Origin of the sequence: Pseudomonas sp. PDM18 (assembly GCF_014852585.1) — a bacterium.
Taxonomy (GTDB): domain Bacteria; phylum Pseudomonadota; class Gammaproteobacteria; order Pseudomonadales; family Pseudomonadaceae; genus Pseudomonas.
Genome location: NZ_JACVBX010000003.1, coordinates 149,473 through 174,977, shown reverse-complemented (window position 1 = coordinate 174,977; position 25,505 = coordinate 149,473). Strand labels below are relative to the sequence as shown.

22 protein-coding genes are annotated in these 25,505 nt (G+C 65.7%); 16 read left to right on the top strand and 6 right to left on the bottom strand.

What is annotated here, in order from left to right; translation table 11 throughout:
• Positions 1–108: 108 nt before the first annotated feature.
• Positions 109–825: an SIMPL domain-containing protein gene (locus IB274_RS08790; RefSeq protein ID WP_192431595.1), complete on the bottom strand. Its 717-nt coding sequence runs from the start codon at positions 823–825 to the stop codon at positions 109–111.
• 230 nt (positions 826–1,055) lie between these two features.
• Between IB274_RS08790 and IB274_RS08785 the strand changes: the two genes are divergently transcribed.
• The 13 genes from IB274_RS08785 (at position 1,056) to IB274_RS08725 (ending at position 18,087) form a co-directional block, all read left to right on the top strand.
• The gene (locus IB274_RS08785) at positions 1,056–2,312 is read left to right on the top strand and encodes an ATP-binding protein (RefSeq protein WP_045209553.1); all 1,257 of its coding nucleotides are present in this window, start codon (positions 1,056–1,058) and stop codon (positions 2,310–2,312) included.
• Positions 2,313–2,336: 24 nt separating this feature from the next.
• Positions 2,337–2,897, top strand: coding sequence for a response regulator transcription factor (locus tag IB274_RS08780; protein ID WP_017518181.1), 561 nt, complete (start codon positions 2,337–2,339; stop codon positions 2,895–2,897).
• A gap of 67 nt (positions 2,898–2,964) precedes the next feature.
• Positions 2,965–4,698, top strand: coding sequence for an ABC transporter ATP-binding protein/permease (locus IB274_RS08775; RefSeq protein WP_192431594.1), 1,734 nt, complete (start codon positions 2,965–2,967; stop codon positions 4,696–4,698).
• Between the two features lie 189 nt (positions 4,699–4,887).
• Positions 4,888–5,856 (top strand): M23 family metallopeptidase, encoded by a 969-nt coding sequence (locus tag IB274_RS08770; RefSeq protein ID WP_192431593.1) that lies wholly within the window; start codon positions 4,888–4,890, stop codon positions 5,854–5,856.
• Positions 5,837–6,202, top strand: a complete 366-nt coding sequence (locus IB274_RS08765) for a hypothetical protein (RefSeq protein WP_225614757.1) — start codon at positions 5,837–5,839, stop codon at positions 6,200–6,202. The genes IB274_RS08770 and IB274_RS08765 overlap by 20 nt, the downstream gene beginning before the upstream one ends.
• Positions 6,203–6,220: 18 nt before the next feature.
• On the top strand, positions 6,221–6,655 hold the full coding sequence (locus IB274_RS08760) for a bactofilin family protein (RefSeq protein ID WP_192431592.1): 435 nt from the start codon (positions 6,221–6,223) through the stop codon (positions 6,653–6,655).
• Positions 6,656–6,724: 69 nt separating this feature from the next.
• A complete protein-coding gene (locus IB274_RS08755) occupies positions 6,725–7,666 on the top strand; it encodes an AEC family transporter (RefSeq protein WP_192431591.1) in 942 nt (313 codons plus the stop codon).
• 189 nt (positions 7,667–7,855) lie between these two features.
• Positions 7,856–8,650 carry a YfaP family protein gene (locus tag IB274_RS08750; protein ID WP_225614774.1) on the top strand — a complete coding sequence of 265 codons (795 nt, stop codon included), beginning with the start codon at positions 7,856–7,858 and terminating at the stop codon, positions 8,648–8,650.
• Between the two features lie 38 nt (positions 8,651–8,688).
• On the top strand, positions 8,689–10,440 hold the full coding sequence (locus tag IB274_RS08745; RefSeq protein ID WP_192431589.1) for a DUF2138 domain-containing protein: 1,752 nt from the start codon (positions 8,689–8,691) through the stop codon (positions 10,438–10,440).
• 14 nt (positions 10,441–10,454) lie between these two features.
• Entirely contained in the window at positions 10,455–11,069 is a 615-nt protein-coding gene (locus IB274_RS08740; protein ID WP_225614756.1) for a DUF1175 domain-containing protein, read from the top strand.
• Positions 11,066–15,619: an alpha-2-macroglobulin family protein gene (locus IB274_RS08735; RefSeq protein WP_192431587.1), complete on the top strand. Its 4,554-nt coding sequence runs from the start codon at positions 11,066–11,068 to the stop codon at positions 15,617–15,619. The genes IB274_RS08740 and IB274_RS08735 overlap by 4 nt, the downstream gene beginning before the upstream one ends.
• Positions 15,620–15,622: 3 nt before the next feature.
• A complete protein-coding gene (locus IB274_RS08730; protein ID WP_192431586.1) occupies positions 15,623–17,266 on the top strand; it encodes a DUF2300 domain-containing protein in 1,644 nt (547 codons plus the stop codon).
• 5 nt (positions 17,267–17,271) lie between these two features.
• Positions 17,272–18,087, top strand: a complete 816-nt coding sequence (locus IB274_RS08725; protein WP_192431585.1) for a YfaP family protein — start codon at positions 17,272–17,274, stop codon at positions 18,085–18,087.
• Between the two features lie 444 nt (positions 18,088–18,531).
• Here the strand turns inward: IB274_RS08725 and IB274_RS08720 are convergent, their stop codons facing one another.
• From IB274_RS08720 to gatC, 5 genes are read right to left on the bottom strand one after another with little or no spacing between them, the layout of a single operon-like run.
• Complete coding sequence (locus IB274_RS08720; protein WP_192431584.1) at positions 18,532–18,921, bottom strand: carboxymuconolactone decarboxylase family protein; 390 nt, start codon at positions 18,919–18,921, stop codon at positions 18,532–18,534.
• Between the two features lie 10 nt (positions 18,922–18,931).
• Positions 18,932–19,315 (bottom strand): septal ring lytic transglycosylase RlpA family protein, encoded by a 384-nt coding sequence (locus tag IB274_RS08715; protein ID WP_192431583.1) that lies wholly within the window; start codon positions 19,313–19,315, stop codon positions 18,932–18,934.
• A gap of 54 nt (positions 19,316–19,369) precedes the next feature.
• Entirely contained in the window at positions 19,370–20,815 is a 1,446-nt protein-coding gene (gene gatB / locus IB274_RS08710) for an Asp-tRNA(Asn)/Glu-tRNA(Gln) amidotransferase subunit GatB (protein ID WP_192431582.1), read from the bottom strand.
• Between the two features lie 11 nt (positions 20,816–20,826).
• Entirely contained in the window at positions 20,827–22,281 is a 1,455-nt protein-coding gene (gene gatA, locus IB274_RS08705) for an Asp-tRNA(Asn)/Glu-tRNA(Gln) amidotransferase subunit GatA (RefSeq protein ID WP_192431581.1), read from the bottom strand.
• Between the two features lie 19 nt (positions 22,282–22,300).
• Positions 22,301–22,588 carry an Asp-tRNA(Asn)/Glu-tRNA(Gln) amidotransferase subunit GatC gene (gene gatC / locus IB274_RS08700; protein WP_015475813.1) on the bottom strand — a complete coding sequence of 96 codons (288 nt, stop codon included), beginning with the start codon at positions 22,586–22,588 and terminating at the stop codon, positions 22,301–22,303.
• Positions 22,589–22,827: 239 nt separating this feature from the next.
• On the opposite strand from gatC, the gene mreB reads away from it, so the two are divergent.
• The 3 genes from mreB (at position 22,828) to mreD (ending at position 25,491) form a co-directional block, all read left to right on the top strand.
• Complete coding sequence (mreB, locus tag IB274_RS08695) at positions 22,828–23,865, top strand: rod shape-determining protein MreB (RefSeq protein WP_017518164.1); 1,038 nt, start codon at positions 22,828–22,830, stop codon at positions 23,863–23,865.
• 130 nt (positions 23,866–23,995) lie between these two features.
• Positions 23,996–25,003, top strand: a complete 1,008-nt coding sequence (mreC, locus tag IB274_RS08690) for a rod shape-determining protein MreC (protein ID WP_412548414.1) — start codon at positions 23,996–23,998, stop codon at positions 25,001–25,003.
• Entirely contained in the window at positions 25,003–25,491 is a 489-nt protein-coding gene (mreD, locus tag IB274_RS08685) for a rod shape-determining protein MreD (RefSeq protein ID WP_138521224.1), read from the top strand. Before mreC ends, mreD begins: the two co-directional genes overlap by 1 nt.
• Positions 25,492–25,505: the final 14 nt, after the last annotated feature.

Sequence of the window (25,505 nt, the reverse complement as noted above, 5' to 3'; positions counted from 1 at the left end):
TGTGACGCGGGTGCAAGGGAATGTCGCAATTTCGACAATGGGAACCGCGCGGTCGGGTGGCGGCGCCCCGGTCCGAAGGAGGCGCCGCGCTGGAGGAGACCGCAGGTGTTACGGCATCTGCACCTCGATCGTGCCGTCGGCGCTGACGGTGACCTGGCTGGTGCCCGCCTCGATTTCCTGTGCCGGGGCGCCGCCGTAGCTATCGGCCTTCATCGCCGCCATGCGCATCACCGGCATCGGGCGCGGCGCGCCGGAGGTGTTCAGGTTCAGGCTGACCAGCTTGTAACCCTTGCCGCCGAGCGCGTCGGTGAGCACCTGGGCGCGGGCCTTGAAGGCATCCACGGCGCCTTTCATCATCGCGTCCTCGTTCTTCGCGCGGGTGGCGTCGGCGATGCTGAAGTCCATGCTTCCCATCTTCAGCTTGCCCAGCAGGTCGGCGGTGAGTTGGGAGAGGGCGGCGAAGTCGGTGCTTTCCAGGCGGATTTCCGCGCGCTCTCGCCAGGCAGTGATTTTCTGCCCCTTGTCGTCATACACCGGATAGCTGCTGCGGCTGCCCAGGCTGACGGTCACGCCTTTCACCTTGCGCGCCTGCTCGACCGCCGCATTCATCGCGGTGGTGGTCTCGGCGGCCAGCTTCGCCGGGTCGGTGCCCTGGCCTTCGCTGAACAGGGTGACGTGCATCAGGTCGTGAGCGACTTCCTGGCTGACCTCGGCGCGCAGCGAAACCAGGTTGTAGCGAGGTTCGTCTGCCAGGGCTCCCAGGCTGGTGGCGCACAGGGCGATGGCGGCGGCGATGGCGGTGAAGGGTTTCTTCAGTACAGACATGGATGACTCCTTGATCCAGAAAGTGTCCGGGCCACAGCTTAGTAGAGGCGGTGGCGAGGACTGTCAGACCCTGTGACGGACATTTGTTCGCAAGCGGGTTAAGCTCGGATGTCACCAATTGTTTCGGGCTGAGACCGCCGTCACAGGGTGCTGTGGAGTATGCTGTGGCGCTATGCCGCATAAAGGGGAGGGGGCTCTTGGCTATACTCGCGCAAATTCCGGAATTCACCATGCGCCCACCGGTTTTCCAGCTGTCCGCCAGTCGTCAGAATCTTCTGCATCTGACGCTCATCCGTATTCTCGTCCTTGCCGCCCAGGCCGGTTCCGTCGGGCTCGCCTACAAGGCCCAGCTGATCCAGCTGCCTTGGCTTGCGCTCGGCGTGACCATCGGCGTCTCCCTCGTACTGTGCCTGGGTACTGCGCTGCGCCTGCGCGGCCCGTGGCCCGTCACAGAGCTGGAGTATGCCGTCCAGCTTGCCTGCGACCTGGTCATCCACAGCGTGCTGCTCTATTACTCGGGCGGCTCCAGCAATCCCTTCGTCTCCTATTACCTGGTTCCGCTGACCATCGCTGCGGCAACCTTGCCGTGGCTCTATACCATTGCCCTGGCGGGCCTCGCGTTGGCCAGCTATACGGTGCTGCTGGTGTGGTTCCATCCGCTGGAGATGGCTGCCGGGCAGCGCGACAACCTGCTGATCTATGGCATGTGGCTGAGCTTCGCGCTCGCTGCCGCATTGATCACCTTCTTCGTCGCCCGCATGTCCGAATCGCTGCGTCGGCAGGAGCAACTGCAGGCGCAACGCCGCGAGGAAGGCATGCGCGACCAGCAATTGCTGGCTGTCGCCACCCAGGCCGCCGGTGCCGCCCATGAGCTGGGTACGCCGTTGGCGACCATGAGCGTATTGCTCAAGGAATTGCGCCAGACCAATGCGGACCAGCCGATGTTGCAGGAAGATCTCGCCCTGCTGCAGGAGCAGGTCAAGCTCTGCAAGACCACTCTTCAGCATCTGGTGCGCGCCGCCGAGGCGGATCGTCGCCAGGCGGTGGAAGAACAGGGTGCCAACGAATGGGTCGAATCGGTGCTGCGTCGCTGGCACCTGATGCGCCCCGAGGCGAGCTATCGCTACCAGACGCTGGGCAAAGGCAAGGCGCCGCGGATGACGCCGCCGACCGACCTGAGCCAGGCGCTGCTCAACCTGCTCAATAACGCGACGGACGCCTGTCCGGACGATCTGGACATCCGCCTGGACTGGGATGCCGGTGAAATCTGCCTGAGCATCCGCGATCAGGGCCCAGGCGTGCCGCTGGCGATTGCCGAACAACTCGGCAAGCCGTTCTTTACCACCAAGGGCAAGGGTTTCGGCCTGGGGCTGTTCCTCAGTCAGGCCAGCGTGACCCGCGCGGGTGGAACGGTGAAGTTGTATAACCATGAAGATGGCGGCACTCTGACCGAGTTGCGTCTGCCCAGAAGCTATGGCGTGGCCTGAGGGCCGCGCCCGCGAGGAAGTACCATGAGCGAAGAGATCCTGTTCGAAGGCGAAGAGCAGCCCCACCTGCTGCTGGTGGACGACGATGCCACCTTTACCCGCGTCATGGCCCGCGCCATGACCCGTCGCGGGTTGCGGGTGTCGGTCGCCGGCTCCGCCGAAGAAGGCCTGGCCATGGCCAAGGAAGATCTGCCCGACTACGCCGTGCTCGACCTGAAGATGGATGGCGACTCCGGCCTGGTGTTGCTGCCCAAGCTGCTCGAGCTCGATGCCGAGATGCGCGTGGTGATCCTCACCGGCTACTCCAGCATCGCGACCGCGGTGGAGGCCATCAAGCGCGGCGCCACCAACTACCTGTGCAAACCGGCCGATGCCGACGACGTGCTCACTGCACTGTTGTCACAACATGCGGATCTGGAAACCCTGGTGCCGGAAAACCCCATGTCGGTCGACCGCCTGCAGTGGGAACATATCCAGCGCGTGCTTGCCGAACATGACGGCAACATCTCCGCGACCGCCCGAGCGCTGGGTATGCACCGGCGCACATTGCAACGTAAGCTGCAGAAACGCCCGGTGAGGCGTTAAGCGATCGATAAGACAAAGGAGCGCCAATGAGCGCTCCTTTTTATTTCCAGCCGTGCGAGCCGAACCCATGACCGACAGCGCCGAATACCGGGCCGCGAACGACGCCGTTCGCAGCCGCTTCTTCCACCGAGTCTGGCAACTCACTGCGCCCTACTGGCGCAGCGAAGAGAAGGGCATGGCCTGGTTGCTGCTGATCGTGGTGATCGCCCTGTCGCTGGTCGGCGTTGCCCTCAGCGTCTGGCTCAACAGCTGGTACCGAGACTTCTACAACGCCCTGCAGAACAAGGACCTTAAGAGCTTCATCCACCTGATGCTGATGTTCTGCGGCATCGCCGCGGTGTTCATCCTAACGGCGGTGTACCGGCTGTACCTCACGCAGATGCTCACCATCCGCTGGCGCCGCTGGCTCACGGAGAAGCACTTCGCCGCCTGGCTGGGCGACAAGAACTACTACCGCCTGGAGCAGCGCGGCCACACCGACAACCCCGATCAGCGTCTTTCCGAAGACCTCAACAGCTTCACCGACACCACCCTGACCCTCGGCCTGGGGCTCATCCGCAACATCGTCAGCCTGGTGTCCTTCTCGGTCATCCTATGGGGCGTGTCCGGCAGCATCGAGCTCTTCGGCATCAACATTCCCGGCTACATGTTCTGGGCGGCACTGCTCTACGCCGCAGTGGGCAGTTGGCTGACCCACCTCATCGCCCGCCGCCTCATCGGCCTGAACAACCGCCAGCAACGCTACGAAGCGGATCTGCGTTTCGGCCTGGTGCGGGTGCGCGAGAACGCCGAAAGTATCGCCCTGTATAACGGCGAGGCCAACGAGAGCAACCGGTTGATGGGGCGCTTCCGCAACGTCTGGAGCAACTTCTGGGAACTGATGAAAGTGCAGAAGCGCCTGACTTTCTTCAGCTCCGGCTATGCACAGATCGCCACCGTATTCCCCTTTATCGTCGCCGCGCCGCGCTATTTCTCCGGACAGATCCAGCTGGGCGAGCTCATGCAGATCAACTCCGCCTTCGGCAACGTGCAGGACGGCCTGAGCTGGTTCATCGACGCCTACGCCAGCCTCGCCAGCTGGCGCGCCACCTGTGACCGTCTGCTGAGCTTCCGCGAGACCATGGACGAGACGGCCCATGAGTCCGCCAACATCGATGTGCGCAAGACCGGCGACAACCTGCAACTGCACAACCTCACGCTGAACCTGGGCAACGGCCGCGAACTGCTGCAGTCCACCAGCCTGGAGTTGAACCCCGGCGAGCACGTGCTGATCGGCGGCCCTTCCGGCGGCGGCAAGAGCACCCTGTTGCGCGCCATGAGCGGCCTGTGGCGCTACGGCAGCGGCGTGGTGCAGATGCCCGACGCGCGCAGCCTGTTTGTCCCGCAGAAGCCCTACCTGCCCATAGGTTCCCTGGCCGAGGCTCTTTGCTACCCGGAGGCAGGCGACCGCCATACCCCCGAGCAGATGAAGCAGGTGCTACACCTGTGCCGCCTGGACTCGCTGGTACCGCGCCTGGATGAGGCCGATCACTGGCAACGCGTGCTCTCTCCGGGCGAACAGCAGCGTCTGGCCATCGCTCGCGCGCTGCTCTTCGCACCACAGTGGCTGTTCCTCGACGAAGCCACCTCGGCGCTGGACGAAACCGACGAGGCCGTGCTTTATCAAGTGCTGCTCGACCAGTTGCCGGGCGTGACCCTGGTCAGCATTGGCCATCGGGTCAGCCTGAAGCTATTCCACCCGCGCCAACTGCGTCTGGAGGAGCATCGTTTGCAGGAGATCGAGTCCGTTTTGCCAGCGTAGTGGCAGTTTGATTCACTGGGATAATGTGATCGCGTTAGTGGGAAACATCTGAAAGTCTTCTCAGGCGGGATGATTTCTTCTTATTTATTTACATTTTTCAGTGTTTAGCCGCTGCGAAGTTTTCAAGAACAGGTACCCTGTGCACCCGGCGGCCATCCGCCGGGTCGAATGCATTCCAACGGTACCGTCATGAAATCCCTTTCCCCCTCACGGCAAGCCCTGACCCGCTCGGACCTGCGCCTGGTCGACACGCGCCGGTATGTGCTGGGCGCCGCCTGCGCATCGCTGGTCCTCGCCGCGGTCGCCTTCGCTGGCGGGTTGTGGCTCGGGCGAGGCCAGGCCGAGCCGGTGATGGTGCCGGTGACCCAGGCCGACGAAGCGCCGGATGAGTCCGGCGAGCGTTTTGCCGCCGAGCGCATCGGCGAGCTGACCGGCCGCCTGCAGGTCCTGGAAAAGGACGCGGACTACCTGCTCAAGGCCGTCGACAGCCACGAGGAGATCGCCCGCAAGCTGTCCAAGGTCGACCCGGAGCTGGTGCCTGCGCCCAAGTCCAAATCCGACTCCACTCGCAACGAGGGCGGTATCCTGCTGCCGCCGCGAGCCTGCGTCGACCCGTTGCCCGCATCGGCTGCCGATCTCGAGCGCAACGAACAATCGGTCAAGTGCCTGCGCCGCGTCTTCGACCTGCTGATGGACCAGGTGGCCCGCCGCAATGCCGCCTTCATGGCCATCCCCGCGCGTCGTCCGATGGAGCAGGCGCGACTGGGTTCGCCTTTCGGCAATCGCGTCGATCCGTTCAACCGCCATCTCGCCTTCCATTCCGGGCAGGACTTCTCGGCGCCTTCTGGCAGCCCGATCCATGCCGCCGCTGGCGGCCGGGTAATCGTTTCCGGCCGGCACGCTTCCTATGGTAATCGCGTGGAAATCGACCATGGCAATGGCCTGGTGACACGCTACGCCCACGCCTCGAAGCTGCTGGTGAAGGTCGGCGACGTTGTGTTGCCGGGGCAGGAGATCGCCAGGGTCGGCTCCACCGGACGCTCCACCGGCCCGCACCTGCATTTCGAAGTGCTCTACCACGGCGAGTTCGTCGACCCGCAGAACTTCCTATCCTTGGGCGGCATGGAGATCGACAGCGATGGCCTGGCCACGGACTAAACGGCCCTCTACCCGCCAGCTGCTGCGCGCCGAGCACCGCCCCCACGTTCCCTGTGGCTTCGCCTGGCTGGGCTGGACGGCGCTGGTGCTCGTCGTGCTGACAGCCCTCGCGCTAGGTGGCTGGCAACTGCGTGCCCGTGACGACGGACAGGTGCGCGAACGCATCGATGCGCTCGAGGCGCAGAACGCCGAGCTGACGCAGGAGCTGGAAGAAAAGCGCCTGCAAGCCGAAGAGGAGCGCGCCAACCGCGAGCAACTGATGCTGCGGATCGACGCGATGTCCGCCGAAATCAAGAAACTCAAGACCGAGCTGGCCTTTTTCCGCCAGCAGAAACCTGGCAAGTAGTACGCGCGAGGAATTGCGATGTTCAGCAACAGCAAGAAGAAAGGCCCGCAGGTGTCGGTGGACAAGTTCTCCAGCCTGCTCTCGGGCAATGTCGATCTGGTCGGCGATATGCAGTTCCAGGACGGCCTGAAGATACTCGGCACGGTGAAAGGCAACGTCAGCCACAAGCCCGGCGCGGCCAGCCTGCTGGCGCTCAGCGCGGAAGGGCGGATCGAAGGCAACGTCAGCAGCTACGACGCACTGATCGACGGCACCATCATCGGCGACCTCTATGTCGAGCACCTGCTGGAACTGCACTCCAACGCGCGGGTGGTCGGCAACATCCAGTATCGCCAGCTGAGCATGGAAAACGGCGCCACCGTGGACGGCAAGCTGACCCGCCTGGCCGACGGCGAAGCCCCCAAGCCGCTGGAGCTGCCGGCTCCGGTGCGCGAAGAGGTAACTGACGCCTGATTTGCCCCGTCGCGGTGGGTACTTAGCTTGCTATGATTGTCGCTCCTCCCGCCCAGACCCTCCCGCGCCATGCTCGCACTCCTGCTCCAGACGTTCAGCATCACCGCCCCGGTCTTCGCCATGCTGTTCCTCGGAGTGCTGCTGCGCCGCGTGGGGGCGATCAACCCGGAGTTCATCCAGACGGCGTCGGCGCTGGTGTTCAACGCCACCATGCCGGCGATGCTGTTCCTCGGCATCTACCACTCCGACCTGCACAGCGCGGCGCGCCCGGAAGTGCTGCTGTACTTCTGCGCGGCGACCCTGGTGGGCTTCCTTCTGGCCTGGGGCTGGTCCGTCTGGCGGGTGCCGCGCGAGGAGCGGGGCGTCTATGTGCAGGGCTCGTTCCGCGGCAACAACGGCATCATCGGCCTGGCGCTGGCCACCAGCCTCTATGGTGACCATGGCTTGGCGCTGGGTTCGGTCCTCGCTGCCTTGGTCATCCTCTGCTACAACACGCTGTCCTCGGTGGTGCTGGCGATCTACAGCCCGAGCATGAAGTCCGACCCGCTGAGCATCGCCCGCAACGTCATCTGCAATCCGCTGATCATCAGTGTGCTGGCCGCGCTGCCGTTTTCGTGGTTCGGTATCGACCTGCCGAAGTGGCTGCTGACTTCCGCCGACTACTTCGCGCAGATGACCCTGCCGCTGGCGCTGGTGTGCATCGGCGGCACCCTGTCGCTGGCCTCGCTGCGCGAAAGCGGCGGGCTGGCGATCAGCGCGAGCCTGATGAAAATGGTCTGGCTGCCGCTGATCTGCACCTCCGTCGCCTGGGCATTGGGCTTCCGCGGGGCTGAACTGGGCGTGCTGTTCCTCTATTTCGCCAGCCCCACGGCAGCAGCCAGCTATGTCATGGCCCGTGCGGCCAATGGCAATCACGAGCTGGCGGCGTCGATTATCGTCATCACTACCCTGGTGGCGACGCTGACGACCAACATCGGCATCTTCGTCCTGCAGTGGGGCGGCTGGATGTGACTTGGGGGAAGTCGAGATTCTTCCAATGGGTGTTGCGAAAAAAGGCTATTCGGCTTGTAGGAAATTTCTGAAAGATTGCCCTGAGTCGCAACGCCGCGCGAACGCCGTTCCGCGCGTCGACAAGACCGGTTACATTTGGCTCCCCCCGCTATGCACGATCAAGGAATGTTCATGCAGCTCACGCGTCGGATGGTTCGTGCCGTCTTTTTTCTGTCAGCCAGTCTCCTGGCTGCGACGGTCGCTGCCGAGCCGAGTGCGGACCTCTCCAGTCCCACCGCCGGCTGGCGCTATTCCGGCCTGACCGGTGATCCCAGCGTGCCCCGCGTGGCCTATCCCACGCCCCCTATCGACCGGGGTGGTTCCCGTGGCCGCAGCCTGATCGAAGGCCACCTGCGCGAAGTGGCCGGCGTCGACCGCGCCCAGCGCCTGGTGGTCAACGGCAACCCGCTCCCTCTCTATACCGACGGCGAAGGCAGGTTCGTCCGTCCGTACAACTTCGGCGCCGGCAGCAACAGCGTCGAGGTGGCCAGCGCCGAGGGCAAATCCCTCAAGCGCATCCAGTTTTATGAGGCCAACAACCACCGGGTCGCGCCGCGCTTGCGCCTGGCGCTGGGCTGGAACGACCCCAAGGCCGAGCTCGACCTGCATATCGTCACGCCCGATGGCCAGCATGCCTTCTGGGCGCGGCCGCGCCTGAGCAATGGCGGCGGCCTCGATCCGGACGGCGTCGATGGCCCCGGCCCGGAAATGTTCACCATGGCCGCGCCGCTGCACGGCACCTATCTGGTCTACGTGAACTACTGGGGCAACTACAACGCCAGCCAGGGTTACAACTTCCAGGAAGACAACCACGAGCAGGACGTGATCACCGCCGAGATCAACCTGGTGTTCAACGAAAATACCGTCAACGAGAAGCGCGAGACCTTCGTGGTGCCCATGCGCACCATCGGTGATCTGGTGCTGGTGAAGACCTTCAACTACTGAATTCGCCCCTCGCAGGGATGACACGGGACAAGCGATCCATGAGCGACAATACGCCCTCCAGCAGCCAAGACAGCACCCCCACGCCGACGCCGGCCCAGGCCCCGAGCCGTGGTCCGCTGATCGCCATCGGCGCGCTCGCCGCCGCGCTGGTCGCCGGCGGCCTGGCCCTGGCTTTCGGCTTGATCCCGGCTTTCCATTCGGCGCCGGTGGGTACCCTGGAAGCGCCGGAAAGCCCGGAAGTGGTCCGCGACCTCAAGCGCCCCGACGCGCTGATCGAAAGCGCCTCCCTCAGCCAGTTGCCCAAGGCCGTGTTGGAAGTGCCGCTGCTGCGCGACGTGCTCACCGAGGACTTCGTCTTCTACTACGAGAACAACGCCGACCGCCTGGGCCTGACCGGCACCCTGCGGCGCATCGTCTACGAACACGACCTGACCCTGAAGGACAGCGTGATCGAGGAGCTGCTCGACCAGCCGGCCCAGGTTGCCCTGTGGCGCGGTGCCGATGGCCGTCTGCGCGACTTCATGGTGGTGCTCAAGCGCGGCGGTCTTGCCAAGGTGCTGGAGCCGCTGGCCAAAATCGCGGCCGATGACAGCCAGTTGAAGAAGGTCGCGGAAATCCAGGTGAAGGGCAGCGCCACGCCGGTCTACAGCCTGCGCTATGGCGCCGAGAAGACCCTGCTGTTCGTCTCCCGCGGGGACCAGATGCTGGTTCTGTCGAACCCGAAAATGCTCTTCCCCAACCCGGATTACGACAACCTGGGCGAGCCTGATGCCGCCGTCGTCAAGGACCTGGGCAGCGCGCTGGAAGGCGAGCCATTGTTCGCCAAGGACTTCGCCCTGGAGCCGCGTGGTGAGCTGAAGCAGCGCATCACCCTGGGCGCCGGTGTTCTCGCCATGGGCTACCAGCGCTTCATCCCGACCTTCGCTGGCGTGCGCTTCGAACAGGGCAAGGACGGCTGGCACAGCTACCTGGCGCTCAACGAGGTTGCCCGCCAGCCGGACCTGGACTTCACCCCTGTCTGGCAGGCCATGCCCATGGGCGCCAGCGCCTGCGTCGCGCTGCCGGTCACGCCGGGCCTGTACGACAACATGCTGGTGAAGCTGGGCGCCGAGCAGAAGATGGCCGCCGCCTTCTCCGAGCACCTCTCCGGCGCTGCCGGCCTGTGCTGGTACCCGGACTCGCGCCTGCACTCGCCGCTGCTCGCGGTGAAGCTCGACGCGCCGGCCAGCCCCGAGCTGGACGAGCAACTGGGCAAGCTGTTCGGCAGCATGATCGGCGCCTACGAGGCCAACGTGGAGGCCGGCGCCTTCGAGGTTGAAAGTCGTGCCGAGGGCGAAGGTCGCCTGTGGCAGCGTCAGGTCAGCTCGCGCTTCGGCCAGTACCCGGCCAGCGAGGCGGAGAATCCCGACCAGGTCAGCGGCAACGGCTTCTTCCGCGTCAGCCTGCTGCGCGATGGCAACACCCTGCTGTTCTCCATCGACGACAAGCTGCTCGACAAGGCCCGCAACACCCTGGCCAAGCGCTACCCGCCGCTGGCCGACGTGCTGCCCAAGGACGCCCTGGTGCCCGCGTACCTGGCGCCCAAGACGCTGTCCGCACTGCTCCAGCGCGAGACCCTGGACAGCCTGCCGCAGGACATCGAGCCGGTATTCCGCAACGCCGCCGATACGCTGCTCCTGCCACGCCTGAAGACCCTCGCCGGCAACGGCTCCTACGCCCTGACCCTGCCGGCCGGCAGCGAACCCAGCGGCGAATGGGAGTGGCTGCCGCTGGAATGGAAGGCGCTGTGATCCGCAAACCCCACATGCTGCTGGCCGGTCTGCTTTTCGCCACGCTGGCGCACGCAACGGAGCCGGCGCTGGATGCGCAGCAGACCCAGGTGTTCCGCGCCTGGTTCGTGCGCATCGCCGAGGAGCAGCTGCGCCGCGGTCCGAACCCGCGCTGGTATCAGCAGGACTGCGCCGGCCTCGTGCGCTTTGCCGCCAACGAGGCGCTGAAGGTGCATGACGCCAAGTGGCTGCGCGCCAACGGCATGTCCAACCGCTACCTGCCGCCGGAGCTGGAACTGTCCGACGCACAGCGCAATCTCGCGCAGACCTGGCAGCAGGGCGGCGGCAAGACCGGCCCCTACGTCAACGCGATCAAACTCATTCAATACAACAGCCAGCTCGTTGGCCGCGACCTCAACCAGGCGCGCCCCGGCGACCTGATGTTCTTCGACCAGGGCGATGACCAGCATCTGATGATCTGGATGGGCCGCGACATTGCTTATCACACTGGAACTCGTACGGCGACCGACAACGGCATGCGCTCGGTCAGCCTGCAACAACTCATGACATGGAAGGACACCCGATGGATACCCGACGAATCCAATCCCAACTTTATCGGCGTCTATCGCTTGTCCTTCCTGACCCGATGAACGTGCTGCGCGGCATTGCCGCTGCCCTGGCCTGCGCCGGCCTGTTCGCCGCCGCGCCCGCGATCGTGCAGGCGGACGACGATGTCCCGGTGAGCGGCTACACGCCCATGGCCGGCGAGTCGTTCTTCCTGCTCGCCGACAGCAGCTTCGCTTCCGACGAGGTGGCCAAGGTGCGCCTGGAAGCGCCGGGCCGCGACTACCGTCGCTACCGCATGGAGCCGTATGGCGGCGCCGACATCCGCGTCTACCGCATCGACCAGCCGCTGGACTTCCTCAAGCGCCAGAAGAACCTGCACCGCGTGCTGTCCGAGGGGCAGTTCAAGGGCGAGGGCCTGTCCAATACCCTGGCCTACCTGTGGGACAACTGGTACCGCAAGTCGCGTCGGGTGATGCAGCGGACCTTCTCCTACGAATCGCGCCAGCAGGTCACCGAAGTAGTGCCTGAGCTGAAGATGGGCAACGCGATCAAGGCGCCGACCCCCTACGACGCGCAGCCGCAGTACGCACCGATCCCCGGCCTGCCGATGGTCAGCCAGTTCCGCTACCCGCTGTGGGATGCCAAGCCCATCCAGCCGCCGAAGGAAGTCACCCTGGCCGGTTCCTCCAGCGAGTTCATCAACGTCGCTCCGGGCAACGTCTACGTGCCGCTGGGCAAGCTGAAGCCGGGCCTCTATCTGGTCGAGGCGCTGGTCGGCAAATACCGCGCGACCACCGTGGTGTTCGTCTCCAACAGCGTCGCGGTGAGCAAGATTGCCGGCAACGAACTGCTGGTGTGGACCGCGCGCAAGCATGAAGGCACGGCGGTGAGCGGCGCCAAGGTGCTGTGGACCGACGGCCTGGGCGTGATGAGCAGCGGCAGCAGCGATGCCGACGGCCTGCTGCGCCTGCAGCACGTCAGCCCCGAGCGCTCCTTCGTGATCGGTGAGGACGAGGAGGGCGGTGTCTTCGTCTCCGAGAACTTCTATTACGACAGCGAAATCTACGACACCAAGCTCTACGCCTTCACCGACCGCCCGCTGTACCGTCCGGGCGACTGGGTATCGCTGAAGATCGTCGGCCGCGAGTTCAAGAATTCCCGCGAATCGCAGGCGCCGCAGAGCGCGCCGCTGCGCCTGTCGGTGATCGACGCCGCCGGCACCACGCTGCAGACCCTGGACCTCAAGTACGACGCCAAGAGCGGCACCAACGGCCGCTTCCAGCTGCCGGCCAACGCCGTGGCCGGCGGTTACGAGCTGCGCTTCGACTACCGCGACCAGACCTACAGCAGCGCCTTCCGCGTCGCCGAATACATCAAGCCGCACTTCGAGATTTCCCTCGACCTGGCCAAGCCGGACTTCAAGACTGGCGAGCCGGTGAAGGGCAACCTGATCCTCCTCTACCCGGACGGCAAGCCGGTGGCCAACGCCCGCCTGGAGCTGAGCCTGCGCGCCCAGCAGCTGTCCATGGTGGACAACGAACTGCAGTACCTCGGCCAGTTCCCCGTTGAATTGAGCAGCGCGCAGATCACCACCGACGAACAGGGCCGCGCCGCGCTGGATCTGCCGGCAGCGGAAAAACCCAGCCGCTACATGCTCACCGTGTTTGCCAGCGATGGCGCGGCTTACCGGGTGAAGACCAGCAAGGAAATCCTCATCGAGCGCGGCGCCGCACGCTACCGCGTGAGCGCACCGCAGCGCTTCAGCGCCGCCGGGGACAAGGTCGAGTTCAGCTACGCCGCCGAACAGCAGACGCAGATCCAGCCCACCGCCTATCGCTGGCTGCGCCTGGAAGACCGCAGCAGCGGCGACGGCGCGGTGGCCGACGGCAAGTTCGCGATCACCTTCGACAAGCCCGGCACCTACAGCGTCGAGCTGCGCGACAAGGCTGGCCAGCTGCTCGGCGGCACCGGCCACTCGGTCAGCGGCGATGGCGTGAAGGCCGTGCCGGGCACCGTGGAAATCGTCCTCGACAAGCCCGAGTACAAGGCCGGCGAAGAAGCGCTGGCGCTGATCACCTTCCCCGAGCCGGTGGATGACGCGCTGCTGTCGCTGGAGCGCGACAAGGTCGAGGCCACCGCGCTGCTGTCCAAGGGAGGCGACTGGCTGAAGCTGGAGAAGCTCAACCCGACCCAGTACCGCGCGCGCATCCCGGTGAAGCCGGAGTTCTCGCCGAACCTGACCTTCTCCGTGCTCTACACCCGCAGCGGCGACTACAGCTTCCAGAACGCCGGCATCAAGGTTGCGGTACCGCAGGTAGAAATCGCCGTCAGCACCGACAAGGAGCGCTACGAGCCGGGCGAGACGGTCACTGTCAATCTCGACACCGCCTACGCCGGCAAGCCCGTCTCCAGCCACCTCACTGTCAGCGTGGTCGACGAGATGATCTACGCGCTGCAGCCGGAGATCGCCCCGGGCATCGACCAGTTCTTCTACCACCCACGCCGCAACAACGTGCGCACCAGCGCCAGTCTCGCGTTCATCAGTTACGACGTGGCGCTGCCCGGCACGCCCAGCGCGCCCGGTCGCGCCAACCGCAGCGAGCGCGGCGTGAAGGTGCTGGAACGCCCGCGCCGCGAGGAAGTCGACACCGCCGCCTGGGAGCCGGAACTGGTCACCGACGCCAACGGCAAGGCCCAGTTCAAGTTCCGCATGCCCGACTCCCTGACCCGCTGGCGCATCACCGCCCGCGCCATGGATGACCAGGGGCAGGTCGGCCAGAAGAAGCAGTTCATCCGCTCCGAGAAGCCGCTGTACCTGAAATGGAGTGGCCCGAAACGCTTCCGCACGGGCGATGTGCCGGACCTCGGCCTGTTTGTCTTCAACCAGGGCGAGCAGGACACCAAGGCCGAGCTGCTGATCCGGGCCAACGGCGCGGAGAAGACCCAGGCGCTGGAGCTCAAGCGTGGCGTCAACTACATCGCCTTGCCGCAACAGCCGCTCAATGATGGCGAGTGGAGCGTCGAGCTGCGCCAGGACGGGCAGGTACGCGACAGCCTCGGCGTGCACTTCAGCCTGGTGGCGGACAGCTGGCAGGTGCTGCAGTCCCGGCCGCTGCAGGTCAACGCACAGAACACCCCGCTGCAGCTGCCGGCGGATGCCCGCGACGTCAGCCTGCGCCTAGATGACAGCGCCCAGGCCCTGCTACGTGGCAACCTCGACTCGCTGCTCAATTACCCCTGGGGTGGCGTCGAGCAGACCGCCAGCCAGCTGCTGCCGCTGAGCGTTGCCTACCCGATGCTGGCGAATGGCGAACCGCGCGTGCGCGATCGCCTGCGCCTGATCATGCAGACCAGCCGTCTGCGCCTGGTGCAGATGGCCGGCCCGGATGCCTACTTCACCTGGTGGGGCGGTGAAGACAACGACGCCTTCCTCACCGCCTACGCCTATTACGCCGACTGGCATGCCAGCCGCGCGCTGGAAATCCAGCTGCCGCCGGACCACTGGCAGCGCGTGCTGGAACTGTACTCGGCGCGTGCCAGTGCCACGCCATTGCTGCAACGCGCGCTGATCCTGGCTTTCGCCCGCGACATGAAGTTGCCGGTGCAGACCCTGGTCAGCGGCCTGCTCACCGACCTGGAGAATACCGGCAGCGGCGAGGCGGCGAAGTCGGTGAACGATTTCGACAGCGAGGACAGCCTGGTCATGGGCCAGCCGGACTCCGAGCTGGGCCTGGCGGTGGCGCGCGTGCTGACGGCCAGCCTGGCCGAGCAGAACAAGATCGCGCTACCGCAAGGCTTCGCCAAGCAACTGGATGCCGCTCGTCTGAAGCTCAACACCAGCGACCAGCCATTCGCCCGCGCTGTGCAGCTCTATAGCGGCAGCGTGGATGCCAGCCGCGCCCGCGCTCTGCTGCAGAGCCTGGCGCCGCAGCAGTCCACCCTCGAACGCGCCCTGGCGCTGACCTGGATGCAGCGCGCCGTGGCCGACGCTCCGGCTGCCGAGCTGCCCAAGCCGGTCGCGGACTGGAAGGAAAGCCACAGCACCACCGGCGATGCCTTCTGGCGCTGGCAGGGCAAGGAGGTGCCGGCGCAGCTGGACCTGAGCGCCGCGCCGTCGCGTCCGCTCAATGCTTCCGTGAGCTTCCGCAGTGCCGAAACCCCGGCCAGCCAGCTGCCGGTCACCATCAAGCGCCGCCTGCTGCGCCTGGTGCCGGGCGAAGACGCTTTCGCCTTCAGTGCGGAGGCTCTGGGCGACAAGCCGCTGTCCAGCGACGAGCTGTACCTCGACGAAGTGACCCTGACCACCGAGCAGGCCCAAGCCCTGCGCTACGGCATGCTGGAAGTGCCGCTGCCGCCGGGCGCGGATGTCGAGCGCACCACCTGGGGCCTGCAGATCAGCGGCCTGGGCGGCGTCGAGGCGACCAGCCTGGAGCGTGCGCGCAACGAGCCGGGTGACCTGTTCTACGGCGTGCCGGTGGATACCCTCAGCGGCGAGCTGCGCTTCCGCCATCTGGTCCGCTTCTCGCAGAAGGGCGAGTTCGTCCTGCCGCCGGCGCGCTACCAGCGCCTCTATGCGCCGCAAGAACAGGCGCTGGAGCAGCAGCCGGCCCTGGCGAAGATCAAGGTCCAGTAATCCATGCGTGCGCGTCTGGCCGGGCTGATCCTGCTGTTGCCACTGAGTGCCCTGGCGGCGCCCGGCTCGCAAGAGCCGGCGCAGCTCGCCTGGCGTACCGCGCAGGGCGACGAATTGCTGCGGCTCGGGCCGCAGCAGGTGCTCGACCGCCAGCCGTTGCCGGCCGACCTGCAGGCTCCGCTGGGCAGCCTGTGGAAGCTGTTCGTCTATGCCTGGCTCAGCGATACCGGCCAGCAGGAGCCGGCCTACTCGTGCCGAGGTGAAAGCAGGGAAGAGGTCTATTGCTGCACGGCCGGGCAGAGCATCGAGCGCGACGCCGCGCTGGTGAAGTCCTGCGGTCTGTACTTCCAGCCGCAGCGCCTGGGCATCGACGGCTCGGTCTGGCAGCAATACTGGCAGGCGCGCCACGCGCCGGCCTGGATCGCCCAGCTGGACAAGCTGGCGCCGCAGACCGAAGTTCCGGTCGCCGAACTGCTCGATCAACTGCAGCACCTGCCGGCCCAGGAGCAGGCGCGCAAGGTGCTGCTGGATGTCAGCCTCGCCGCCGACGAAGGCCGCGCTCCCGCCGCCCTGGGTGGACGCCTGCGGGTGAAGACCTGGAGCTGGGACCAAGGCGGCGAGCGGGAGGGAGGCTTCGCCGGCTGGCTGGTGGATGGCACGCCGCTGTGGGCGCGTGGGCCGGGCACCAGCAAGACGGTACTGGCCAAGTACGGCAACGCCATCGGCGCTGCGCTGCCGGCGCCGTGGCCCAGCGATGCGGGGCGATGTGTGGAGGTCGGGCTGTTCAGCCGCTATCCATTGAAAGAGGTCTACGACGCGCGCAATCAGCCGGCGGTCGAAGGCTTGCTGGCCGGCCGGCAGAATGTGGTGTTCGCCAATGGCGTTCGACTCGACGTGAACAGCAGTGGTGACCTTTTCTTTGAGCGCGGTGCGCAGGGGCCACGCCTGACGGCCCGTCTGTCCCGCGAAGAATATGTCGCCCGCGTGCTCGACCGCGAAGCCTCCGCCACGCCAGCGGAAGCGGCCAAGGCGCTGGCGGTGACTATCCGCACCTACCTGTTGCAGAACGGCGCCCCGCGCGGCGACTGCCTGAGCATCGATGACAGCAGTCAACGCCAGCGCGTGGCGCCGCGTCCGGCCAGCGAGGCGGCACGCGGTATCGCGGCCTGGACTGCCGATCTGGTGCTGGCCGGCGGCACCGTCACCTACCACTCGGACGAGGCGGGGCAGTCGAAGCTGTCCTGGCGCGACGCCCAGGAGCAGGCCGCCAAGGGCCTGCGCTATGACGCGATCCTCGCCCGTGCCTTCCTGCGCACCAGCCTCAGCCGCTGGAGCAATCCGATTGCCGCCTGCCAACCATTGCCCGAGGCCGAGCGCTGGCTGAAGGTGCAGCGCCGCGACTGGCGCCCGCGCCTGGAAACAGAGGCTGGTTATGAAGAATTGCAATCCTTCGCCGTGTGCCGCCTGAGCAGTGGCCGGCCCTACGTCGACCGCGAACGCCAGCGCATCTATGTGCGTGGCCTGTATTCCCAGCAGGACCGCCTCGACCTGGCTCATGAATACCTGCACCTGGCCTTCCAGGCGCACCCCAATGGACAAGACGAGGGCTACGTGGAAAGCCTGGCCCGTCGCCTGATACTGGAATGATCAGCATGAAACTCGCCCACGCGCTCCACCTGTCCCTGCTCGCCAGCCTGATCCCGCTGGGCGCGCAGGCCGCCGAATCGCCGATCAGCCTGGACACCCCGCTGGGCGGCTGGCGTTCGGGCGATGGCGACAAGGCCGACTTCCGGCAGACGGTGAACTACCCGGCGTCTTCAGTGAACGCGCGGGAGGACCAGTCCGATACGGCGCGCATCCGTGGCGAAATCCGTGGCCTGCCCAAGGACAGCAAGGAGCCGGCGCGCCTGGTGGTCAATGGCGTGGCCATGCCGATGCGGGTGGAGAGCGACGGCAAGTTCGACCGTCCGTTCGCCTTCCCGGCGGGCCCCAACAGCGTCGAAGTCGTCAGCCCGGACGGCCAGCAGCGCAAGCGCGTGCAGTTCTACCACGGCGGTGGTGGCGGCGAGGTGGCGGCCAAGCTGCGGGTCATGCTGTCCTGGGATTCGGACAACACCGACCTTGACCTGCACCTGGTGACGCCCGATGGCGGGCACGTCTGGTACGGCAACCGGTCGCTGCCCAATGGTGCTGCCCAGGATGTCGACGTGACCACCGGCTACGGCCCGGAAATCATCGCCAGCCCGACTCCGCTCAAGGGGCAGTACCTGGTCTACGTGAACTACTACGGCGGCGGCTGGAGCTCGGATGAAAGCTCGGGCGACGTGAACGCGGCCAAGCCGCTGACCACGGCGCAGGTGACCATCGTCACGGAAGAGGGGACGGTGAACGAGAAGCAGGAGTCCTTCCTGATCCCGATGCGCCAGCCGGGGGAACTGACGCTGGTTAAGCGGTTCAGTTACCCGTAAGGCTGAAATGCCGTGCACTCGGTGATTGTGGAAGCACAGGATATTTGCTTCGGATGAGGTCTTTCTGCGCCGCGTCGGCATGCACGCGGACTTCTCGTTTCGCCCCCTCGGGCGACCTACTTTGGCAAACGACGGATGGCCGCCCCACCCAAAGTAGGCAAAGGTCTTGTCCCTGCCATCCAGCTTTTCGCTTCGCGAAAAGTACCCTCGGTTCTTCGGAATTTCAGGGGGCCGCCGCGAAGGGCCATCCCTGGCCAGTCGCGGCTTCCGCGGCATCCATGCCGCTCTCCCCCTGAAATTCCGATCACCTTCGGCCTCCTGAAAGGGGCACTTCGGCGCGCGCGGATGCTTCGCTGGAAGCCCTCAAGGCAAGAGCAACGGCGTGCAACGCACTCATAGGAGCAGGCCACGCCCGCGAACAGCGCCTATTGGCGCTGCTGACAATCAGACCTTCTGATCCGCCTGCCACGCGTCGATCACTTCCTGCGCCGCACGGAAGGCATCGATAGCTGCCGGAACACCGGCATAGACCGCGCAATGCAGCAGCGCCTCGCGAATCTCTTCCAACGTGCAGCCGTTGTTCAGCGCGCCGCGCACGTGGCCTTTCAGCTCCTGCGGGCACTTGAGCGCGGTCAGCGCGGCCAGGGTGATGAGGCTGCGGGTCTTGAGCGGCAGGCCGTCGCGGTTCCACACGCCGCCCCAGGCGTGCTCGTTGACGAAGTCCTGCAGTGGCTGGGTGAACTTGGTGGCGTTGCCCAGGGCGCGGTCGACGAAGGCGTCGCCCATCACTTCGCGGCGGACCTGCTCGCCGGCCTTGCGGTTGTCGTTGCTCATTCTGGCTCCTTCAGAGACCTTCCAGGCGCACCGGCGCGGTGCCGGAGCGCAGCATGTTGAGTTGTTCGGCAGCGGCCTTGGAGACATCGATGATCCGCCCACGGCCAAATGGTCCGCGGTCGTTGATGCGCACCACGACGCTGCGCCCGTTATCGAGGTTGGTCACTCGCACCCGCGTGCCGAAGGGCAGGGTGCGATGCGCGGCGGTCAGCGCGTTCTGGTTGAAGCGCTCGCCGCTGGCGGTGCGCTTGCCATGGTGTGCCTTGCCGTAATACGACGCGGTGCCTTCGGCGCGGTAGCCGCGGCCGGAAACCTCCGAGTCGCTGTCGTAAGACGTGGTGCTACAGCCGGCCAGCAGGGCCAGGCAGCCGACGAGGGCCATGGGGCGCAGCATCGATCCTCCGGACGAAAAAACGCCGGGCAAGCCCGGCGTCGTTGAAGTGTGGGCTCAGGCTTCGAGCTTCTTCTTCAGCAGTTCGTTCACTTGCGCCGGGTTGGCCTTGCCCTTGGCGGCCTTCATGGCCTGGCCGACAAAGAAGCCGAACATCTTGCCGCGCTTGGCTTCGTCGCTGGCGCGGTACTGCTCGACCTGCTCAGCGTTGGCCGCCAGCACGTCGTCAAGCAGCTTCTCGACGGCGCCCGAGTCGGTGTTCTGCACCAGGTCCTTGGCCTTGATGATCTCGTCGGGCGAGCCTTCACCTTCGGCCATGGCGGCGAACACGGTCTTGGCCGCCTTGCCGTTGATGGTGCCGTCCTTCAGGCGCAGGATCATGCCGCCCAGGTGCTCGGCGGAAACCGGCGACTGCTCGATCTCCAGGTTGTCCTTGTTGAGCAGGCTGGAGAGCTCGCCCATCACCCAGTTGGCCGCCAACTTGGCGTCGCCGCAGATGCTCTGGACCTGTTCGAAGTAGTCGGCCATCTCGCGGCTGGCGGACAGCACGCTGGCGTCGTAGGCGGACAGGCCGTACTGGCTCTCGAAGCGCTCGCGTTTCTGGTCCGGCAGTTCCGGCAGTTGCGTGCGCAGTTCTTCGAGGAAGGCGCGCTCGATCACCACCGGCAGCAGGTCCGGGCAGGGGAAGTAACGGTAGTCGTTGGCTTCTTCCTTGCTGCGCATGGAGCGCGTTTCGTCCTTGTTCGGGTCATACAGGCGGGTTTCCTGCACGACCTTGCCGCCGTCCTCGATCAGCTCGATCTGGCGCTGCACTTCGTGGTTGATCGCCTTCTCGATGAAGCGGAAGGAGTTCACGTTCTTGATCTCGGCACGGGTGCCGAACTCGGCCTGGCCCTTGGGGCGCACCGAGACGTTGCAGTCGCAACGCAGCGAGCCTTCGGCCATGTTGCCGTCGCAGATGCCCAGGTAGCGCACCATGGCGTGGATCGCCTTGACGTAGGCGACGGCTTCCTTGGCGCTGCGGATATCCGGCTCGGAGACGATCTCCAGCAGCGGAGTGCCGGCGCGGTTCAGGTCGATGCCGCTCATGCCGTGGAAGTCTTCGTGCAGGCTCTTGCCGGCGTCCTCTTCCAGGTGCGCGCGGGTGATCCCGACACGTTTGACGGTGCCGTCTTCCAGGGTGATGTCCAGATGGCCCTTGCCAACGATGGGGTGATCCATCTGGCTGGTCTGGTAGCCCTTGGGCAGGTCCGGGTAGAAGTAGTTCTTCCGGGCGAAGACGTTGCGCTCGGCGATTTCGGCGTTGATCGCCAGGCCGAACTGACAGGCCATGCGCACGGCTTCCTGGTTCAGCACCGGCAGGGTGCCGGGCATGGCCAGGTCGACCAGGCTGGCCTGGGTGTTCGGGGCGGCGCCGAAGGTGGTGGCGCTACCGGAGAAGATCTTCGATTGGGTGGAGAGCTGTGCGTGGATTTCCAGCCCGATCACGGTTTCCCATTGCATGTGTGTCGTCCTCAGAATCCAGCCGGTGCTTGTTTGTGCCAGTCAGTGACCAGTTGGTACTGGTGCGCGACGTTGAGCAGGCGGCCTTCCTGGAAGTACGGCGCGAGCAGCTGGACACCCACCGGCAGGCCGTCGACGAAGCCCGCCGGCATGGACAGGCCCGGAATGCCGGCGAGGTTGGCCGTGATGGTGTAGATGTCTTCCAGGTACTGGGCGACCGGGTCGTTGTTCTTCTCGCCCAGCTTCCAGGCCGGGTTCGGCGTGGTCGGGCCGAGGATCACGTCGACTTCGGCGAAGGCGCTGGTGAAATCGTTCTTGATCAGACGGCGAATTTTCTGAGCCTTCAGGTAATACGCGTCGTAGTAACCGGCGGAAAGCGCATAGGTACCGACCATGATGCGGTTCTTCACCTCAGCGCCGAAGCCTTCGGCGCGGGAGCGCTTGTACAGGTCCTGGAGGTCTTTCGGGTCCTCGCAGCGGTAGCCGTAGCGCACGCCGTCGAAGCGCGAGAGGTTGGAGCTGGCTTCTGCGGGCGCGATCACATAATAGGCAGGGATCGCGTGCTGCATGTTCGGCAGGGAGATCTCCTTGACCACCGCGCCAAGCTGCTTGAGCTGCTCGACCACCTTCATCACCGCGTCGGCGATGCGGCTGTCCAGGCCGGCGCCGAAGTATTCCTTCGGCAGACCGATGCGCAGGCCGGTCAGCGGCTTGGTCAGGGCGGCCAGGTAGTCGTCCACCGGTTGGTCGACGCAGGTGGAGTCCTTCGGATCGAAGCCGGCCATGGCGCCGAGCATCAGTGCGCAGTCCTCGGCGGTGCGGGCCAGCGGGCCGCCCTGATCGAGGCTGGAGGCGTAGGCGATCATGCCCCAGCGCGATACGCGGCCGTAGGTGGGTTTGATGCCGGTGAGGTTGGTCAGCGCCGCCGGCTGGCGGATCGAGCCGCCGGTGTCGGTGCCGGTGGCGGCCGGGATCAGGCGCGCGGCCACGGCGGCGGCGGAGCCACCGGAGGAGCCGCCCGGTACGCGGGAGGTGTCCCAGGGGTTCTTCACCGGGCCGTAGTGGCTGGATTCGTTGGCCGAGCCCATGGCGAACTCGTCCATGTTCAGCTTGCCCAGGCTCACGGTACCGGCGTCCGCCAGGCGTTCGACGACGGTGGCATCGTAGGGCGAAACGAAGGCGTCGAGAATCTTCGAACCGCAGCTGGTGCGCACGCCCTGGGTGCAGAACAGGTCCTTGTGGGCGATCGGTGCGCCCAGCAGGGCACCGGTCTCGCCTTTGGCGCGCCGCTCGTCGGCCGCCTTGGCCTGTGCCAGGGCGATGTCCTCGGTGACGGTGATGAAACTGTTCAGCTGCGGGTCGAGCTGCTGGATGCGCGCGAGCAGGGCAGTGGCCAGTTCCTGGGCGGAGAATTGCTTGTCGGCGAGTCCCCGAGCGACTTCGGCGAGGGTCAATTGATGCAGCATATGTCCGTGTCCTTAGCGCTTACTCGATGACTTTCGGGACGAGGTAAAGGCCGTCTTCCACGGCCGGCGCGATGGCCTGGTAGGCTTCGCGGCGGTTCTCCTCGGTGACTGCGTCGGCGCGCAGGCGCTGCGTGGCTTCCAGCGGGTGGGCCAGGGGCTCCACGCCGTCGGTGTCGACCGCCTGCATGGCGTCGATCAGGCCGAGGATGTTGTTCAGGGTGTCGGTGGTGCGCGAAATGTCGGCTTCCTCCAGGCCCAGGCGGGCGAGGTGGGCGATCTTTTCCACGTCGGAGCGTTCAAGCGCCATCGGGGTCTCCAGCTAGAGCGGCCCGGTTCGAACTGGACCTGGCCGGAAGGAATTGAGGGGGCAGGGAACAGAACCCGCGGCAGACGGTCGAAGGCCGCTGGGACGGGCCGGCAGGCCCGAAAAACGAGGAATCTAGCATAAATTGCCGCCTTGCCCAAAACCCCCGTCATTGTTAGAGTTTGCCGCACTTTTTTACCCGCGCACTTTTCACCCACGCGCCACCTATGGGTTTCTTTCCAATGTTCAAAAAACTGCGTGGCATGTTCTCCAGTGATCTGTCGATCGATCTGGGCACTGCCAATACCCTTATTTATGTGCGCGAGCGCGGCATCGTCCTGAACGAACCGTCCGTGGTCGCCATTCGTAGCCACGGCAGCCAGAAGAGCGTGGTAGCGGTCGGTACCGAAGCCAAGCGCATGCTGGGCCGTACCCCGGGCAACATTGCCGCCATTCGTCCGATGAAGGACGGCGTGATCGCCGACTTCAGCGTCTGCGAGAAGATGCTGCAGTACTTCATCAACAAGGTGCACGAGAACAGCTTCCTGCAGCCCAGCCCACGCGTGCTGATCTGCGTGCCGTGCAAATCCACCCAGGTGGAACGCCGCGCCATCCGTGAATCGGCCCTGGGCGCTGGCGCCCGTGAGGTGTACCTGATCGAAGAACCGATGGCCGCAGCCATCGGCGCCGGCCTGCCGGTGGAAGAGGCCCGTGGTTCCATGGTCGTCGACATCGGCGGCGGCACCACCGAGATCGCCCTGATCTCCCTCAACGGCGTGGTCTATGCCGAATCCGTCCGCGTTGGCGGCGACCGCTTCGACGAAGCCATCGTCACCTACGTGCGCCGCAACTACGGCAGCCTGATCGGCGAATCCACCGCCGAGCGCATCAAGCAGGAAATCGGCACCGCCTTCCCGGGCGGCGAAGTCCGCGAAGTCGACGTCCGTGGCCGCAACCTGGCCGAAGGCGTACCGCGCAGCTTCACCCTGAATTCCAACGAAGTGCTCGAAGCACTGCAGGAATCCCTGGCGACCATCGTCCAGGCGGTCAAGAGCGCCCTGGAACAGTCCCCTCCGGAACTGGCTTCGGACATCGCCGAGCGCGGTCTGGTGCTGACCGGTGGCGGCGCGCTGCTGCGCGACCTGGACAAGCTGCTGGCCCAGGAAACCGGTCTGCCGGTGATCGTCGCCGAAGATCCGCTGACCTGCGTCGCCCGTGGCGGCGGCAAGGCGCTGGAAATGATGGACCGTCACTCGATGGACCTGCTCTCCACCGAGTAAGGCGGAGATTCCTGTCAAGGTCGGTTGACGTTTGTTCGCCTGGGGCGACACTTCAACCGACCCCAACAGCTAGGAGCCGGTCATCAAACCGATATTCTCCAAAGGGCCCTCGCTGGGCGCGCGCCTGCTGGTGCTCGCTGTCCTGTCGGTCGCCTTGATGGTGGTCGATGCCCGCTTCGATTATCTGAAACCGGTACGCAGCCAGATGGGCCTCGTGCTGAGCCCCTTCTATGGCATCGCCGACTTTCCCGTTCGTGCGTGGGAAGGCGTGCGCGACCAGTTCACCAGCCGCAGCGAGCTGCTGGCCGAGAACGAGCGCCTGAAGGCCGAGCAGCTGCTGATGCAGCGCCGCCTGCAGAAGCTGGCGACTCTCACCGAACAGAACGTGCGCCTGCGCGAGCTGCTCAACTCCTCCGCCCTGGTCGATGACAAGGTGCTGGTGGGCGAGCTGATCGGTGTCGACCCGAACCCCTTCACCCAGCGCATCCTCATCGACAAGGGCGAGAAGGACGGCGTGTTCCAGGGGCAGCCAGTGCTCGACGCCAGCGGCCTGATGGGCCAGGTGGTCGAGGTCATGCCCTACACCGCGCGCGTGCTGCTGCTGACCGATACTACCCACAGCATTCCGGTTCAGGTGAACCGCAATGGCCTGCGCGCCATCGCCGTGGGCACCGGCAACCCCGAACGCCTGGAACTGCGCTACGTCGCCGATACTGCCGACATCAAGGAAGGCGACCTGCTGGTCAGCTCCGGCCTTGGCCAGCGTTTTCCGGCCGGCTATCCGGTGGCGGTGGTGAAGGAAGTGCTGCACGACACTGGCGGGCCTTTCGCCACCATTCGTGCCGTGCCGACCGCCAAGATGAACCGCAGCCGCTACGTGCTGCTGGTCTTCAGCGACAGCCGTACCCCCGAACAGCGCGCCACCGATGCCGCCGAAGCCCAGGCCGAGGCTGACCGCAAGGCCGCCGAGTCCGGCATGCCTGCGCCGGGCGGCGCTCCCGCCGCTCAGCCTCATGACGGTGCGCAGCCTGCTGCTCCCGCCGCGCAGCCTGCCCATCCGGCCGGCACCAATGGCGCGGCCCCTGCTGCGCCGGCCGGTGCGCCCGCATCGCACCCGGATGCAAGGACCCGTCACTGATGGCGGCCCAGGGCTCGAACAACGGCTGGGCCATCTGGCTCACCCTGTTGGCGGCGCTGCTGCTGTCGGTGGCGCCGATGCCCAGCTTCATGGAGATCGGCCGCCCGCTGTGGCTGGCGATGTTCCTCACCTACTGGGTGCTCTACCTGCCGCACAAGGTCGGCATGCTGACCGCCTGGGTGCTGGGCGTCGCCGAAGATGTGCTCTACGGCAGCCTGCTGGGGCAGAACGCGCTGATCCTCAGCCTGATCATTTGCCTGGTGCTGTCGCTGCATCAGCGCCTGCGTATGTTCCCCATCTGGCAGCAGTGCCTGGTGTTGCTGGTGGTCTTCGGTCTCGCACAATTGGTCCAGCTGTGGATCAGCGCCCTGACCGGCAACCGCCCACCGACCCTGGTGTTCCTCCTGCCGGCACTGGTCAGCGCCTTGCTCTGGCCCTGGGTCTACACACTGCTGCGGGCCCTGCGGCTGCGCCTGAACATCAACTGATCGCCCCCCTTGCG